This is a genomic window from Shewanella oncorhynchi, assembly GCF_012584455.1.
Lineage (GTDB): Bacteria > Pseudomonadota > Gammaproteobacteria > Enterobacterales > Shewanellaceae > Shewanella > Shewanella oncorhynchi.
In genome coordinates this window covers 59713-76752 of record NZ_JABAEB010000015.1, presented here as the reverse complement: position 1 = coordinate 76752, position 17040 = coordinate 59713, and the positions used below count along the sequence as shown (strand labels likewise).

Sequence of the window (17040 nt, the reverse complement as noted above, 5' to 3'; positions counted from 1 at the left end):
TTCATCGGGTTAAATCGGCGATCCCGGCGGTAAGGTTAACGGCTTAGGAATAAGCTTAACCTTAGCATCGGTCAAACCCGCAGTAAAACCCTGTTGCAACCAAGTATAGTGCGCCGCAAGACTCACATTCGCTCGATTCGACTTCGCTTTCAATTGCTTAATCACGAACTGAGCGCGATCGTTGATCGCTGCCCTCACTTCTGGTGAGGTTTGAGGATCGTGCAGCGTCGCCAGCACTTCATCAATCACCACAGCGTTAACTCGCATCCATACGCCTTCGACCAGCCCAAGCTTGTCCTCTTGATACAAGGTCGCCGCAAATAACTTATCCAATAATGTCGTCACCGATAACTGCTCGCTATCGGCCATGGATGCTTGGCTGACACGATTCAAGCGTTTAGGCATCAATAGCAAGCTCACGGTATGACGGCTAAACACTTCAGCCATACCGAGAGGGTCGTTAATTGCACCTAGACCTGAATCGAAGGATTCCCGCGTAACATGATAATTCCCCGCCTTTGGCACTATACTGTCGAGCAAGGTTTGCGGCACAGTTAAACTCGCCGCATCAAGTGTGTTAAGTAGCGCGTCTAAGCCCGTTAACTGCAACTGCGGCGCAATATAGCTCCAGCGGCTGCCTTCACCAATAGATTGATAGTTATAGTCAGTGCCGCCAATAAACTTAGCGACCGCATCGATTTGATAACGCGTCAGCAAATAAATTGGCGCAAAGGCATCGGCTAGCTCGCCCAGTGGCTCATTGGGTAACAAGGCCGCACTGGAGAAATCCGCAATCGCCTTAGTGCGAATTTTATTTAACTTACCCAGCTGATCGATCGGATCGTCACCACTATCCCACAAACTGGCATAGGCCTGACTCGCATCCTTTTGGCGGGAATCGGCCTCACCGATATAACGTAAGCCACGTTTGGCTACATCGGCCAGTAAGTCGACTTGCAGCGCTTGTTGGGTGCGAGCATCACCTTGATCGCTATAGCCATAGGCGATAGCAAAATCATCCCAAGGACCAACACCTGTAGTGTAAGGTGCTGAAATATCAATATCATTGCCCTTTAGCTGGATTTTCGGATGGGGATAATCCATCACAGAGGCATCCTGATTGGTCGAAGCGGCAAAGTTATGATCTAGCCCTAAGGTATGGCCGACTTCATGGGCAGCCAGTTGGCGAATACGCGCCAGCGACAAGGCTGTCGCCGCTTTCTCGGCCGCCACTCTATCCTGCCAGCCTGCGGTTAAACCTTTAGCAATCAAGTAATCCTGACGCACACGCAAACTGCCGAGCGTGACTTGACCCTTAATGATTTCACCGGTGCGAGGATCGGTCAGCGCAGCGCCATAGGACCAACCCCGCGTCGCCCTGTGCACCCATTGGATCATGTTGTAGCGAATATCCTGCGGATCGGCATCTGCCGGTAATAGCTCAACTTTAAAGCCGTTGATAAATCCGGCGCGAGTAAAAGCCGTCTCCCACCAGCGCGCGCCATCGAGCAAGGCCGACCGTATCGGTTCTGGCACGCCAGGATCGAGATAATAACTAATAGGTTTAACGACTTCGCTTGGCGCTGGGCCTGGATGCACTTTCTGTAAACGGTGGCGTAGGATAAAACGCTGCACTAAAGGTTGGTTAAAGGGCATGGCATAATCGCGATACTCATCGGACAAATAACCACTCATAGGATGATAAGCCCGCGGCTGATAATCGGTATCGGGAAGCTCAACAAAAGAATAACGCATCCGCACCGACATTAAGGTGCCATCGGGTGTTACCTGTGCGACCTGCGCACCAGCAACATCGCCTTTGAACGTCAGTTGCACATCCACATCGGCGTTTTTTTCAAAGGATTTAATCCCTTTGGGTAAGATGACAGAACGGCTCAAATCGAGCTGATAATTACCCTGCTCTGTTTGTTGCAATACGGAAGACACGCCGTGTAAATCATTGAGCACCAGATCGTTGATCGCTACCAAATCAGGCTTGCCCTCAATCACTTTGCCTTGCCATAACACAGAATCGGCAAAGGCTTCTTCAACCGCTCTTTGCTCGGCGGCATCAGAGGTATTCGCACGATATTGAGTATTGAGTTGCTTGAGTAAAACATAGGGACCTTGGCGCTCAAACTGCACCATACGGGTCTGACCCAGTTGGCCACGATCGAGACCAATGTCGTTTGATCCTACGCCCTGTGGCAGGCTAGTGACTAAGATAAAAGGTTGATTTAAACGATTGACCTCAAGATATAACTCTCCCTCAGACTCCTCGTAATAGAGATTAAGAAACCCTTTAGCCTCTTGACCCTGCTTAATGATCTTGGCGCTAGGCGCGGCTGCCGCGACCGTAACGGTGGGAAATCCTAACAGCGCTATAAATAAGGTTAAGGCTACACTTTGGGGTTTCATCTTTCCTCCTGATTCGGCTGGCTGCGTTATTTACCTTATTAAGTCATTTATGTCATAAGCATCTTTGATGACTGCTTATCTCAAGCGATTGATTTAAAGTAAATAATGCGAGGCCATCACTGGCCCCGAGCAAATAAATTAATGATTCTGATGCTGGTTCTTGTGTTTGATCCAGTGATTTAATGTTTCAAATAATTCGTTGAGCACTATGGGTTTAGTGATGTGGGCATTCATCCCCGCCGCTAAACTCTTTTCCCTGTCGCCCGACATTGCATGGGCTGTCATGGCAATGATAGGCAGTTCATCGGCACTAAAACGCTCACGCAATGCCCTTGCGGCCGTTAACCCGTCCATCACTGGCATTTGAATATCCATCAACACAGCATCAAACGGCCGCGAGTCGATAGTATCCAGCGCCACTTGACCATTGTCGGCCAGCACCACTTCGTAGCCAGCGCTCTTAAGGAGTTCGGTGGCCACTTGCTGGTTGATAAAGTTATCCTCCACCAGCAACACTAGACCTGTGTGCTCTCCTTCCTCAACTTGAACTTCAACCATAGGCTGAACCACATTCAATCTCGGTTCATCGGCAAAGGCGGCAATGATCTCATCGAACAGACTCGATGCCTTGAAGGGTTTTTGCAGTACGGCAAACACATTGGCACTATCGACTTCATGCTGCAATGGCTCTGCCGCATAGGCCGTCATCATGATAATCACAGGCCGTTTCGCTAAGCGGCCTTCGGCGACCATAGTATCTATGGCACTGACCACATCGCTACCGTCCATTTCTGGCATCATCCAGTCGAGCAATAACAGATCGATTGGTGCCCGCGACAGTTTGTAAAGCGCTTCGGCGCCGCTGGCGGCAGTATCAACGTCGAAGTGGAAATCTCGCATCAAGGTCGAATAAATTTGCAGTGCCGTCGGGTTATCGTCAACGACTAAGGTGCGTAGACTATTAAGTTTTTCCGGCACGACCAAAGGCTCAATCTTAGCGGCTTCGGCAATTTCAAAACTGATGGTGAAGCTAAAAGTACTACCGACCCCAAGCTCACTCTGCACTTGCATCTTGCCGCCCATCATAGACACCAGATGCTTACTGATCGACAAACCTAAGCCAGTGCCACCGTATTTACGAGTGGTCGAACCGTCGGCTTGGGCGAAGGCATCAAACAACTTATCCTGTTGATCTTTACCTATGCCGATCCCCGTATCGCGCACCCAGAACTTCAAGGTAATCCGATGATCCCGCTCGCCGACATCTTCACAGCCGAGCTCAATCTCGCCAGATTGGGTAAATTTCACCGCATTCGATAACAGGTTAATCAGCACTTGGCCTAAGCGTAGCGGATCGCCCTTAAGAATGAGTCCCGCCGTCACAGGGGCATACAAGAGTAACTCAACGCCCTGTTCCTGTGCCTTAAGCGCATTGAGATCCAGAGCGTGATCGAGCACTTTATCCAGCGGGAACGGCACCCGCTCAAGCTCCAACTTACCCGCCTCAATTTTAGAGAAGTCGAGAATATCGTTGATGATCCTCAGCAGCGATTGTGCCGAGAAACCGGCTTTTTCGAGGTAATCTTTCTGCTGCGCCGTTAACGAAGTACGCTGTGCCAACTGCAACATACCGATAATGGCGTTCATCGGCGTGCGGATCTCATGGCTCATGTTGGCCAAGAATTCACTCTTGTAGAGGTTAGCGAGTTCGGCGTCTTGCTTGGCTTCCAGCAACGCCACTTCGTTACTCTTATGGCGGGTAATATCCTTATGGGTACCAAGCATACGTTTGGGCTGACCTTCGGCGGTGAACTCCACCACACGACCACGGGATAACACCCAGTGATAGCCGCCATTTTTACCTAACATACGGAATTCAATTTCGAAAGCACCGACGGGATCAGCAAGATACTGAGCACGGTATTCCTCGACGCGAATACGATCGTCGGGGTGGGATAATTCATCAATTGTCGATACTAAAGCTGGGAATTCATTGGTTTTATAACCCAACATAGAATAATAGGCTGGGTTACAAATGATCTGTTCAGAGTCTAAATACCAGTCCCACAGGCCATCTTCCACCGCATCCATAGCTAAGTGATAACGCTCTTCGGACAGGCGTAATTGTTCGGCAGATTCGTATTCCCGCGTCACATCACGCCACACGGCAATCAGGCCCTGCAGTTCGCCGCGGCGATTATAGAAAGGCAGTTTAAGGGTATCGAGCAGCACAGGTTTACCCGCAAGCTCAACCTTTTCTTGGTAGCGCAGCGGAGTGCGATCTTTTAGGACTTGTTCGTCTTCGGCGCGGATACGGATGCCCATTTCTGGCGAGGTCAGATCCTCAGATGATAAACCTATCATCTCGCTCTCTGTGTAACCTAGCATGCGCTCAGCCGCCTTGTTACAACCTAAATAGTTGCCTTCTTTGTCTTTAAAGACAATGGCTTCGGGAATCGAGTCAAGCAAAGATCGCAGCAGCGCATATTCGCGCTCACGCCGCTCTGTGGTGTCTTTTAAGCGTTCAGTACGCCGCGCCACTAGCTTATCGAGCCGCTTATTCTGCTCAGCCAGATGGTGGGTATATTGTTTGTTTTCCTCAAAAATCCGACTCACTAGCAAGAACCAAGGTTCCCAGCCGCGGGTGATTTTCTCCGGTGGCTTACGTGGCTCTTGGGAGCAACCTTCAAGGTGCGACAGTAGTCGCGAGGCTGGACTCACAAAAGATCGACGCGTCTGCCAATGCACTATGGTCACCAACACCGACAGGGCGATAACCACTAAAATAAACGTCAGCTGCAGTTTTTCCCACGAGTCTTGGAATAGGTCGTCTTCATCCTGCAAATACAGTAAACGCCAAGGCGCGTTATGCAGGGCAACCGAGTGGATGTAATAGCCGTTACGAATGATGCCGTCGTGGGCATCGAACAATTCCGACTCGGGTAAAGAATGCAGCTCAGAGGGAATACGTTGGCTGATGTGATAAACCCGATTGATATCTGAGCTATCAAAATCGCTGTGGGATAAAATATTGTTCTGTTGGTCGAGCAAAATCACTGTGCCCGGCATCTTAAAGTAAACCCGAATTTGCCGCGCTAACGAGGCAAGCGTCATGTCTAAGTTGATTGAGCCAATGAACTCATCATCCAAATAAATGGGCACACCTAAAGTGGTCAATAAACCTTTGCCCGTGGAGTCAACATAGGCTTCACTCCAAAATACACTGCGCTGCGGATTCATTGCTGGGGTGGCGTATTGGAACTGTTTCTTGTTGAGTAATTCGTCCCTAAAACGTTGATCGTCATTCGACCAAGGGAAGTAGGACATGATCCTACGTTTCGACAGGTAATAAATCGCCGAGGCTTTCGGGGCGGCTTCTTTGGCGACGGGGAAGGACAGTGACAGCTCAAACAACATCTCAAGTTCTTGATAGAACTTGTCGTCGCGGCCGTCGAGGGAACCCGCGCCAGTAATCCTCCCCATGTTGGTAAAAGGCTCACCGCTCTGGGCGTAGCTAGGTTCTAAGGTAAAATACTGGCCGCTTTCGTTGAATTTACCGTATTGGGGTAAGCGTTCTTTACGCACGAGTTCGCCCAAACGTAAATGATCCACAGCAACGTTGCGTAAGCTTTTTACCGCTCTAATGCTCGACTCAAGTAGCAAATCGATTTGTAATACATGGCGCTGAACCTGCTCTTCACGCTGTTCCATCTGCTGTGCTTTTTGGCGGTCGAAAAACATCCATGCGGTCAACAAAGACATGACGATAACGCCGATGTACGTATAAAAAACGGCACGGTTGTAGTTCTTCTGGATCGGCGATTTTAGTTGGAGATCCGGCTCACTCGATTTCATCCACTACCCTTGATTGCAGCGCTTAATTTCAGCCTACGGCGGCAAAAACTATGAGCTCCATATAGTAGCAGGAAGGAACTGCCAATCACATAAAATAATTGTCAGATAAAGCCTACTCATACCACTGATAAGTCGATTAAAAATCTACTACTCCATAAAATTAAGGCCTCCATATCTGAGGCCTTAGTCATTACCCTAAATTAAACTGACCTGCTTTACAGATGCTCTTCAGCGTATTCCGCTAAGCGTGAACGCACCACGCCATTCAGATACACGTTGGCACTGCCTTCAAAGTCTTTAAAACGTTCGACAATATAGGTTAAACCTGAGGTAACAGCAGTTAAGTAGTTAGAGTCGATTTGCGCTAAGTTACCGCAACAAATCAGTTTTGTGCCTTCGCCCATACGGGTGATCATAGTTTTGATCTGCGAGGCCGTGAGGTTTTGGCATTCATCTAATAGCACTATAGAGTTTTGGATCGAACGCCCGCGCATAAAGTTTATCGACTTAAACTGAATGTTAGCCTTCTCCATGATGTAATTCATGCTGCCCGTAGGATTCACATCATTCTTATGCAGCACTTCGAGCGTGTCGGTAATCGCAGCCAGCCACGGCATCATCTTCTCCTCTTCCGTGCCGGGCAAGAAGCCGATAGATTCGGCAATTTCTGGGGTGTTACGGGTGACAATCACTTTGTCGTAGCGATTACGCTCGACCACCAGTTCCAACGCCGCCGCCATGGCGAGCAAGGTTTTACCGCAACCCGCTGGGCCAGTTAAGATCACCAGATCGATATCGGGATCGAGCAGCGCCTGCAATGCCATGCCTTGATAGACGTTTTTAGGTTTAACACCCCATGCCTCGAGGTTTTTCACCCGCTCACGGCCTAAATCTAAAATATGTAAATGGGTATCTGTGCGCTCGATAACACGACCGCAAAAATCAGACTCTGTGTCGATAAGATATTGGTTGATATAGAAATTATCATTTTCGAGGTCTTTGAGCGGTACTTCATGCACTGTATGTCTACCGTGGCGCTCGGTGGAGACCTTGTTCAAGTGCTCCCAAAAATTACCTTCAAACTGGTAAAAGCCTTTACTGAGGAAGCGGATATCATCAATCAACTGATCAGTTCGATAATCTTCAACCAATTGAATACCCGCACCTTTGGCTTTAAGGCGCATATTGATATCTTTGGTGACTAAGACAACGGTACGGGGATGATGTAGGTTTTGTAGATGTAGCGCGGTATTGATAATGCGATTGTCGTTTCCATCTCCAGGCAGTGCGCCTAAGGTAAAATCGACAAGGTGATCAGGGAAAATTGAGAGCGAACCGACAGCATCAGCATGACCCTCTCGACTGGGTAAAGGGACGCCATTGATAATCTGCTCAGGGGTAGTTTCACCGCCTAGAGTATCTTCCAATGCCCTGATAGCAACCCGAGCATCACGACTAACATCACTCTTTCGATCTTTAATCTGGTCCAACTCTTCTAGCACTGTCATCGGAATGACCACATCGTGCTCTTTAAACGAATAGATCGCCAAAGGTTCATGTAGTAACACATTGGTATCCAGTACAAACAACTTTCTGTCGTCTTGTTCCATGGCGCCTCCAGAGTGCTTCATTAAAGTTTAAACAAACTTTTGAGTCTCAATAAAAGTTACCCAACTCCTATTACTGGCAAAGCTTATGGCAAAGAATGATCATAAGGTTCAAGTTGATAGCACTTTACTCGCACTTAAACCTTAAGTTGATATTGGCACCAAACTCACGAGATAACAATACAGCAACCATTGTTTACCTTACAGACTCGAGGCAGTGTATAACCGCGGATGTGACATTAGCGTGACAATTTCATGTACTGGCTCGACAATTTTGTCACTTGTACAATTTGTAATCTAGCACTCTGGGAATTAGGCTCTAACGGGTGAGAGGGCGATTTAAATATCACGAGTATTGGTATAACATACGCGCCCTTTGTTAGAGTCCGCCTAGAAATGAGAATTTAAGATGCCGTTCGCCTTAGGTCAACGTTGGATAAGTGATACCGAGTCAGAGCTTGGTTTAGGAACTGTGGTTCAAGTAGAAGGCCGTATGGTCACTGTATTATTCCCTGCCACGGGTGAGAACCGTATGTTCTCCCGAGCAGAAGCCCCTCTGACACGCGTTATATACAATCCCGGCGATTCGGTTGAAAGCCATGAAGGCTGGAGCCTTGCGGTCAGTGAATTGACCGAGAAAGACGGGATAGTGATCTATCACGGCATTCACAGTGAGACAGGCGAGCAAGCTACACTGCGTGAAACCCTGCTGAACCACAATATTCGTTTCAACAAACCCCAAGACCGTTTATTCGCCGGCCAAATCGATCGCCTCGACCGTTTTGGTGTGCGTTATCAATGCCAAATGTTGCGCCACAAACTGGCCTCATCGGATTTGCTTGGTTTGCAAGGTCCACGTGTTGGACTTATTCCGCATCAAATGTGGATTGCCCATGAAGTCGGCCGTCGCTATGCACCGCGTGTACTGTTAGCCGATGAAGTGGGTTTAGGTAAAACCATTGAAGCAGGTCTGATTATTCACCAACAACTGCTGACTGGTCGCGCCGAACGCATCCTGATTATCGTGCCCGATACTCTGCGCCATCAGTGGTTAGTGGAAATGCTGCGCCGCTTTAATCTGCGCTTTTCGGTATTCGATGAAGACCGTTGTGTAGAAGCCTATGCCGATCACGACAATCCTTTCTACACAGAACAGTTAGTGATTTGTTCACTCGAATTACTGCGTAAGAAAAAACGTCTTGATCAAGCCCTAGATGCCGATTGGGATCTGTTAGTCGTTGACGAAGCGCACCACTTAGAATGGACCGAAGAAGCGCCAAGCCGCGCCTATCAAGTGGTTGAAGCATTAAGCGAAGTCATCCCAGGCGTTTTGCTGTTAACCGCAACGCCCGATCAACTCGGCCATGAGAGTCACTTCGCCCGTTTGCGTCTGCTCGATCCTGATCGTTTCTACGATTACGATGCTTTCTTAGCTGAAGAAGACAGTTATAAAGACGTCGCCATTGCCGCCGAAGCCTTGGCTGGCAACGCTAAATTACCCGATGCCGCCATCAACAGCTTGACCGAATTACTGGGCGAGAAAGACATCAGCCCAAGTATTCGTTTAATCCAAGCCGACGGTATTGATGCCGGAATACAACAGGCCGCCCGTAGCGAATTACTGCAAGAATTACTTGACCGTCACGGTACTGGCCGCGTGTTATACCGAAACAGCCGCGCCTCGGTAAAAGGCTTTCCAAAGCGTTTCTTTAACGCTTACCCACACGCCATGCCAGATCAATATCAAACAGCCGCACGCGTCAGCGGCATGATGGGCGGACACAAGTCATTAGAGGCGAAAGCGGCGCAAGCCCTGAGTCCTGAAAAACTGTATCAAGAATTTGAAGATAACAGCGCCAGTTGGTGGAAGTTCGATCCCCGTGTGGATTGGTTAATCGAGTTCTTAAAATCACACCGCAGCAAAAAAGTGCTGATCATCGCCAGCCAAGCGGAAACCGCCCTTAGCCTAGAAGAAGCCCTGCGTACCCGCGAAGGGATTCAAGCAACAGTATTCCACGAAGGCATGTCGATTATCGAGCGCGATAAAGCCGGCGCTTACTTTGCCCAAGAGGAAGGCGGCGCACAGGCGCTGATCTGTTCTGAAATTGGTTCTGAAGGTCGTAACTTCCAGTTTGCCAGCCACTTAGTGCTGTTCGATCTGCCACTAAACCCCGATCTATTGGAACAGCGAATCGGTCGTTTAGACCGTATCGGCCAGAAAAACGATATCCAAATTCACTTGCCATACCTTGAAGATACCGCCCAAGAACGTTTGATGCAGTGGTATCACCAAGGGCTAAATGCCTTTGAACTCACTTGCCCCAGTGGTCATGTGCTTTACAGTGAATTTGCCGAAGATCTGCTAAACGTGCTTGTGGGTGACGACAGCGACGAGCTGACAAACCTGCTCAATCACACCCAGAGCCGTTATAAAGAACTCAAGCACGCGATGGAACAAGGCCGCGACAAGCTGCTGGAAATCAACTCACACGGCGGCGAGAAGGCACTGGCAATCGTCAACCGCCTTGCCCAAAATGACGGTGATACTCATTTAATCGGCTCAGTGATCCGTCTGTGGGATATTATCGGTGTTGATCAAGAAGATAAGGGTGAAAACTCGATTATTCTACGCCCGAGTGAGCACATGATGTTCCCAACTTATCCTGGCTTGCCAGAAGATGGCGTAACAGTGACCTTTGATCGTGACACAGCATTATCACGCGATGATATTGCGCTGATCACCCAAGAACATCCGCTGGTGCAAACGGGGCTAGATCTGATCACAGGTTCTGAAACTGGCACCACCAGCGTCGCAATTCTAAAGAATAAAGCCCTACCAGCAGGTACCTTATTCTTAGAACTCATCTACATGGCCGATGCTTCAGCACCTAAGTCGAGCCAGTTGTACCGTTATTTACCGCCCACACCGATCCGCGTGTTACTGGATAAAAACGGTAACGATCTATCGGCTAAAGTGGATTACGCCAGTTTCGATAAGCAATTAAGCGCGGTGAATCGTCACATTGGCGGCAAGTTAGTCACGGCATCTCAGCCAATTCTGCATCCGTTATTTGCTAAGGGTGAAGAATATGCTCAAGTGGTTGTCGATGAAATGGTCGCCCAAGCCAGAGAGAAAATGACTCAGCAACTGAGCGCAGAGCTTGATCGTTTAGAGTCACTTAAGGCTGTGAACCCCAATATCCGTGAGGAAGAATTGGAATACCTGCGCAATCAGATGCAAGAGTTAAACACTTATCTGGATGCAAGCCAGTTACAACTCGATGCGATCCGTATGGTGCTCGTTAGCCACGTATAAACCCAAGCGGAACAGCAGGTTTCAATCAATTAGCCCAGCCTCAGCGTTGGGCTTTTTTATGCCCTGTAGCTTTCGATTCCAAGTTGCCTCTTATTACAAGTGGCTTTTTATACTAAATGACAGGTGCAATTCTTTGGCGAGGAAAATTCACTTTTTGGTAATTGTTCAGGTTATACTCAAACACTGATGAATTTATGAGACTACACAGGTGGTTATCAATTCTATGCCGCGCATTCTTTCACTACTCTTTTGCCTCATTCTCGGCATCACAACCATCGCTACCTACGCGGCAGACACTACAACAACTCCACCAACATCTGCGCCAGCCGAAATCAGTGCCAAAAAGTCGAATCACAGCTATCTACCCTCAAATGAAATTAAACAAATCACGATTGATAATCAGCCCTACGATTTGTTAGTGCGACCATGGGAAGGTAAAAAGAAACTTGGGGCGGCGATAATCCTGCCCGCCACCAATGGCACCGCAGACGCGCCTGGATTGATGGCATTTGTACGCCGCAATATCAATCCTGCTGGTTGGGCCAGCTTAAGTTTAACTCCGCCAACTGAAATGCCCGCAGCTAACTTTGCCACCGCCGCCACTGAAGTGACCTCGCCTGGCGCCGCGCAATTAAGCTCACCGTCCAACAAACCAAGCCCTAAAATCAAGCCCGAAGATAACAGCAAGCATCTGCAAGAGCAGGAAGATTTTCTAGTCAAAAGCATGTCGCAGTTAGATGCCGTCGGTGCAGATTATGCGGGAAAACGTATTTTGATCACCGCAGACCAAAGTGCAGGATTATTGATTAGCCTATTAAGCCAGAAGAAGATTGCCGATCCTGATGTGCTGATTGTCATCAATCCCTATCGTGAGGACGAAAAGCTCAACCAAGCACTCGCAGAGCAACTGGCAAAACTCACGCTGCCCATTTTAGATATTCAATCGCCAGACGGTCACCCGGCCTCATTGGAGACGGCCGACAATCGCAAAAAACTCGCGGTGACCTTAGAAAGCCCTAACTATCGCCAAACGACCCTAGCGCTCAATTTAGATAACGAGAGCGCATGGCAGAATTGCTTAAATGCGATTAAAGGCTTTTCTGCCCGAATGAGCGGCGCGCAGTAAAAACGGCGATTCAAGCTAATTCAGACAAAAGAGCATTACCAACCCGATTGGCGATCCCGATAGGGTTTCTGCGGATCTTTCAGCTGACGCGTCGCCGCTATCTTGCTATTTTTGCCTAATAATAACCGAATCTGACTAATAGACTCGCGGCACAGCAGACTACGGATAGAAGCAGTCCAACTGCGATTAATGCTAAGTTTGATGGCCGCTGCCGCATCCGGTGAGGTTTGCATCAGTTGCCGCGCCAATTGCTCAGCGGCTTCCATGGGCGTCTCACTCACTTGTGTCACGAGTCCTAAGGCCAGCGCTTCATGACTCTCAAGCACTTTTGCCGTCAGGCTCAGCAGCATAGCTTGATCCTTAGGCATAATTTGCCTTAATGCGACTAAACCCGCCATATCTGGCACGAGTCCCCATTTCGCTTCCATGATAGATAACTTACTGTCGTGGCTAGCAATACGCACATCTGCGCCTAAAGCGATCTGCATACCGCCGCCATAGCAACAGCCCTCAAGCACGGCAATCACTGGCACAGGCAAGGTTTGCCAACCTAGTGACACCCGCTGTGCCAAATTCGCATTCCCCGGTAAACCCTTAAACAGTAACTTAACTGCCTGCATCGGTGCCGACATCACACTTTTAACATCGAGCCCAGAGCTAAAATGCCCACCCGCTCCCGAGAGGATCACGGCTCGCACCGCACGATTGGATTTAATACTTTTAATCGCGCAGTCAAGCTCACTAAACATTAAATAGTTAATAGCATTCATTTTTTCAGGACGATTAAGCAACACGTAGGCGATGCCATCATCGATTTTAACTTGTACACTTTGGCCACTCATGAAATATTCCGTTACTGGTCAGTCCAGAATAAATGTTAACACGTTTGGCGTAATTCACTAAAAGATATAACATGAGCCTGTTTTTTGACTTAAGTCAAAATATTGCCAATTCCATCATGGATTGAAGGCAACTTATGTTAGGCTGTCATCACTACGTGCAGTAATCCTAATGTATTTTTCGATTAGATAGCCTTAGCAAGCTCAATAATTAAGCGTATTTAACAGCTAGCTATTTAACTGCTAATAATCGACACCAGTATCGCAATGCTACCTGCAGCGAAGGATGATTGGGCAGCAATATATGGATTCTATAGTCCTTTTTTAGTCACTATATCCTTGTTATTTACTCAACATTAGCCAGTTCGATTTAAGATTCAGCATGATTTGATTCAACAATGATTCAAATTTTAATGCCATCAGAAAATATAAATTTATCAATGATATCTATAAGTTACATATAAAAGATATTAATCAGACTTGCCCGAAGAACGCAATTCGTCAGTCAGACCTAAAAAATAAGTGTTATCTTCAATAAATGGGCAAATAAGGATCACTAGTCAGCATGTCAATATCTGTACTCATCTGTGACGATTCCGCCATGGCACGTAAGCAAATGGCCCGCACACTTCCCAAAGAGTGGGATGTGGAAATAACTTATGCGACCAATGGTGCCGAAGGCCTTGATGCCATCCGCGCTGGAAAAGGCGAAGTGGTGTTTCTCGATCTCAACATGCCTGTAATGGACGGTTATGAAGTACTGCAAACCGTACAGCAACAGGACTTACCCGCGCTGATTATTGTGGTATCCGGCGATATTCAAATCAAAGCTCACGAGCGAGTCAAAGCCTTGGGTGCGTTAGATTTTATTCAAAAACCGGTGAGCGCTGATGCCATCAGCAACATTTTGCAAGATTACGGCATCTTAACGCTGACGCAGAAAGATCTCACCGACGAAGTCCCGATGATCAAAGTCGACATGCGCGACGCTTGCCAAGAAATAGCCAACGTTGCCATGGGACGCGCCGCCGATCTGTTAGCTAAGTTACTCGATGTATTCGTGTTACTACCTATCCCTAATGTGAACGTGCTTGAAGTCAGTGAGTTAACCATGGCGCTCAAAGCCACGGAAGAAAGCTCAACGGTATCCGCGCTCTGCCAAGGTTTTATCGGGGCGGGTATTGCGGGAGAAGCTCTGCTCTTGTTCCATGATTCCAGCTTTAAAGACATGGCCAAACTGATGGGATTAGCTAATCCAGAAGACAAAAATACTGAGATAGAAGTCCTGATCGATACTGGAAACGTGCTGATAGGCGCTTTCCTTAACGGCATTTCTGAACAGCTCGATATGAAATTTAGTCAGGCTCACCCTGTCGTGTTGGGACGGCACTGCACGGTTAACGATCTGATCCATGATAATTCAGAGAAATGGCACCGAACTTTGGCAATGGAGATCAACTATCGGATTGAAGATCATAATATTCAATGCGATTTGCTACTGCTCTTCACCGAGGATTCTATCCCCACACTTAGCTATAAACTCGGCTATTTACTCGATTAACCAGTTGGATTTTATCCTATGTCAAATGACCAAAGCGCAATGAACGAACTACACTGGCTTATCGATATGGTACAAACCATAGAGGTGGGATTAGTGGTATTAGATCGCCATTACAATATCCAGCTGTGGAACGGTTTTATGGAGAATCACAGCGGTGTTTCCCCTAATTCAATCAAAGGTCAAAACCTGTTTACCCGCTTCCCCGATCTGCCTGCCACTTGGTTAAAGCAGAAAATGGAATCGGTTTTCATGCTTAAAAACCGTGCTTTTATAAGCTGGGAACAACGTCCGTACGTTTTCCAATTTAAAAACTATCGCCCGATTACAGGCCGTGCAGACTATATGTACCAGAACGTGACCCTGCTGCCGCTGGCATCGCTCACGGGACAAGTGACCCATATCAGTGTGATTATTTATGACGTGACAGATATCGCCATCAACAAATTGCAACTTAAAGCTGCTAACGAACAACTCGAACGCCTTAGCCAAACCGATGGTCTAACTCAGTTGCATAATCGTCGTCATTGGCAAGAGTGTTTAGACCACGAGTACGACTTGTATGCCCGCTACTCAGGTATGGCAAGTTTAGTCATGATAGATATCGATAACTTTAAACATATCAACGACAGCTATGGTCATGTGGCGGGTGATAAAGTCATTCAGCATATCGCCCACTTACTCAGCCAATCCTTACGTGATACCGACTGTGCAGGGCGTTATGGCGGTGAAGAATTTGCGGTTGTATTGCCTAAAACCAGCGGCGCAGATGCGATGAACTTTACCGAGCGACTCAGGGAGAAAATCGCCGCATCCGTCATAGTGTATGAAAGCCTTAAGATTACTGTGACGGTAAGTTTAGGCGTATGTGAAATTGGCTCCCATATTACCAGCAGTTCTAGCTGGATCTCTTGCTCCGATAAAGCCCTGTACGAAGCGAAACAAAAAGGCCGTAACTGCAGTGTTTTACATACGAGTAAAACAAGTAAATCCTAAATATACCCAATAAAAATGCCCATCAATGATGGGCATTTTTATTTAAAACGAGTGGAGATTAAACTCGAGATCCGCAAACGAATTAATGAGGGAAACCATCATCTTCTTCGTCTTCATCTTCTTCGTCATCCATTTCATCGCCGACGAAATAGGTGCCCCAACCGTCATATTCCACTTTCTGCTTTACCGCTAATTGCAGCAATTGCTCGGCCGCTTTGTCCAGTAATTCAACATCCAGTTTGTGGTGCGCGACAGCATCGAAACAGAAGATAATTGAACCATCCTCCAGTTCCATTTCTTCGGCATCATTCACCTCAAAACCTAATTTGAAGGCATCCACAGCCGCTTTTTCAAGACGGTCAAAATTGGTCGATGAAAAGTGATGCTCAATAACATATTCCGCATCAGGCTCTGAGCCATCGTCAAGCAGGGCTTGCACTATGTCACGATTCTCTGCAAGTTGGGCTTTTAACTGACTTTCAATAGACATGGATTTGTCTCCGTTAAGGTAAATCTGGCTCAAATTGGCATTATACGTCATCACTCGCGAGAGTTTTACCCATAAGTGCTGCCGCTTCTTGATTTATCTCAGCAAATCTCGCCGACATGCTGGCATGAATTTGCGCAGAGAAGTTTTTCACATCGGCTTTATCTAAACCTGCGGTCGGCACAGGTGCCATCATATCGATGATGACGACACCATTATTCCAGCGATTTAACTTAATATGGCTCTGACACGAAGCAACCACTGGCACCACTGGCACTCCCGCCGCGATTGCAGTATGGAAAGCTCCCGCTTTAAAAGGTAACAGACCACGACCACGCGAACGTGTACCTTCAGGAAAAATCCATACGGATAGATTCTTCTGCTTAATTTTTTCAACCGTTTTAGCCATAGTATCAAAGGCACTGTGACGGTTTTTACGGTCGATAAGAATATTTCCTGACAACCAATAGATTTGACCGAATAGCGGCATCCACGCCAAACTCTTCTTGCCTAAACTCACTGTACCTTTAGGAACTGCTGTCGTATGAGTAAAGAGATCAAAGTTATTCTGATGATTTGCTAAGAAAATATACGGGCCGTCCTGCACATCTTCGTGTCGGCGAACAATCACTTTAATCCCAAGGATTGGCGCAACCGATGAGAAGATCTTGGCGAACATATGTACATTGTCGCGATGGCGAGGCCTTAATAAACACACTAAGCCACCAAAAATAAAGGCAAGCAACAAGGATACCGCCAACAACATTGATCTGACGATTAAAAGCACGATTTACTCCGACTGTAAAAGTGGCGACAGTATAGCCACCATGGCTTTGGG

At 47.6% G+C, this 17040-nt stretch carries 10 protein-coding genes; 4 read left to right on the top strand and 6 right to left on the bottom strand.

The window, feature by feature from the left end; translation table 11 throughout:
* Nucleotides 1-9 precede the first annotated feature (9 nt).
* The 3 genes from HGO26_RS19675 to HGO26_RS19665 form a co-directional block, all read right to left on the bottom strand.
* Nucleotides 10-2418 carry a zinc-dependent metalloprotease gene (locus HGO26_RS19675; RefSeq protein ID WP_168827362.1) on the bottom strand — a complete coding sequence of 803 codons (2409 nt, stop codon included), beginning with the start codon at nucleotides 2416-2418 and terminating at the stop codon, nucleotides 10-12.
* Between the two features lie 138 nt (nucleotides 2419-2556).
* A complete protein-coding gene (locus HGO26_RS19670) occupies nucleotides 2557-6273 on the bottom strand; it encodes a response regulator (protein WP_168827359.1) in 3717 nt (1238 codons plus the stop codon).
* 215 nt (nucleotides 6274-6488) lie between these two features.
* The gene (locus HGO26_RS19665) at nucleotides 6489-7883 is read right to left on the bottom strand and encodes a PhoH family protein (RefSeq protein ID WP_105250289.1); all 1395 of its coding nucleotides are present in this window, start codon (nucleotides 7881-7883) and stop codon (nucleotides 6489-6491) included.
* A gap of 406 nt (nucleotides 7884-8289) precedes the next feature.
* Between HGO26_RS19665 and rapA the strand changes: the two genes are divergently transcribed.
* The gene (gene rapA, locus HGO26_RS19660; protein ID WP_168827357.1) at nucleotides 8290-11196 is read left to right on the top strand and encodes an RNA polymerase-associated protein RapA; all 2907 of its coding nucleotides are present in this window, start codon (nucleotides 8290-8292) and stop codon (nucleotides 11194-11196) included.
* A gap of 223 nt (nucleotides 11197-11419) precedes the next feature.
* Entirely contained in the window at nucleotides 11420-12322 is a 903-nt protein-coding gene (locus HGO26_RS19655) for a DUF3530 family protein (RefSeq protein ID WP_168827355.1), read from the top strand.
* A gap of 35 nt (nucleotides 12323-12357) precedes the next feature.
* On the opposite strand, the gene HGO26_RS19650 is transcribed toward HGO26_RS19655, so the two are convergent.
* Nucleotides 12358-13164 (bottom strand): crotonase/enoyl-CoA hydratase family protein, encoded by an 807-nt coding sequence (locus HGO26_RS19650; protein ID WP_131523955.1) that lies wholly within the window; start codon nucleotides 13162-13164, stop codon nucleotides 12358-12360.
* Nucleotides 13165-13726: 562 nt separating this feature from the next.
* On the opposite strand from HGO26_RS19650, the gene HGO26_RS19645 reads away from it, so the two are divergent.
* Together HGO26_RS19645 and HGO26_RS19640 are read left to right on the top strand one after the other, a co-directional pair.
* Nucleotides 13727-14722, top strand: a complete 996-nt coding sequence (locus tag HGO26_RS19645) for a response regulator (protein WP_028759518.1) — start codon at nucleotides 13727-13729, stop codon at nucleotides 14720-14722.
* 18 nt (nucleotides 14723-14740) lie between these two features.
* Nucleotides 14741-15715 carry a sensor domain-containing diguanylate cyclase gene (locus tag HGO26_RS19640; RefSeq protein WP_113939163.1) on the top strand — a complete coding sequence of 325 codons (975 nt, stop codon included), beginning with the start codon at nucleotides 14741-14743 and terminating at the stop codon, nucleotides 15713-15715.
* Between the two features lie 82 nt (nucleotides 15716-15797).
* Here the strand turns inward: HGO26_RS19640 and rraB are convergent, their stop codons facing one another.
* Both rraB and HGO26_RS19630 read right to left on the bottom strand, forming a co-directional pair.
* Complete coding sequence (rraB, locus tag HGO26_RS19635; RefSeq protein WP_113939164.1) at nucleotides 15798-16205, bottom strand: ribonuclease E inhibitor RraB; 408 nt, start codon at nucleotides 16203-16205, stop codon at nucleotides 15798-15800.
* A 40-nt stretch (nucleotides 16206-16245) separates the two neighbouring features.
* On the bottom strand, nucleotides 16246-16989 hold the full coding sequence (locus tag HGO26_RS19630) for a 1-acylglycerol-3-phosphate O-acyltransferase (RefSeq protein ID WP_105250295.1): 744 nt from the start codon (nucleotides 16987-16989) through the stop codon (nucleotides 16246-16248).
* Between the last annotated feature and the right edge of the window lie 51 nt (nucleotides 16990-17040).

Excerpts from the sequence above, each read along its gene's own strand:
- HGO26_RS19675 (WP_168827362.1), bottom strand. The coding sequence starts at position 2,418 with ATGAAACCCCAAAGTGTAGCCTTAACCTTATTTATAGCGCTGTTAGGA.
- HGO26_RS19670 (WP_168827359.1), bottom strand. The coding sequence starts at position 6,273 with ATGAAATCGAGTGAGCCGGATCTCCAACTAAAATCGCCGATCCAGAAG.
- HGO26_RS19665 (WP_105250289.1), bottom strand. The coding sequence starts at position 7,883 with ATGGAACAAGACGACAGAAAGTTGTTTGTACTGGATACCAATGTGTTA.
- rapA (WP_168827357.1), top strand. The coding sequence starts at position 8,290 with ATGCCGTTCGCCTTAGGTCAACGTTGGATAAGTGATACCGAGTCAGAG.
- HGO26_RS19655 (WP_168827355.1), top strand. The coding sequence starts at position 11,420 with ATGCCGCGCATTCTTTCACTACTCTTTTGCCTCATTCTCGGCATCACA.
- HGO26_RS19650 (WP_131523955.1), bottom strand. The coding sequence starts at position 13,164 with ATGAGTGGCCAAAGTGTACAAGTTAAAATCGATGATGGCATCGCCTAC.
- HGO26_RS19645 (WP_028759518.1), top strand. The coding sequence starts at position 13,727 with ATGTCAATATCTGTACTCATCTGTGACGATTCCGCCATGGCACGTAAG.
- HGO26_RS19640 (WP_113939163.1), top strand. The coding sequence starts at position 14,741 with ATGTCAAATGACCAAAGCGCAATGAACGAACTACACTGGCTTATCGAT.
- rraB (WP_113939164.1), bottom strand. The coding sequence starts at position 16,205 with ATGTCTATTGAAAGTCAGTTAAAAGCCCAACTTGCAGAGAATCGTGAC.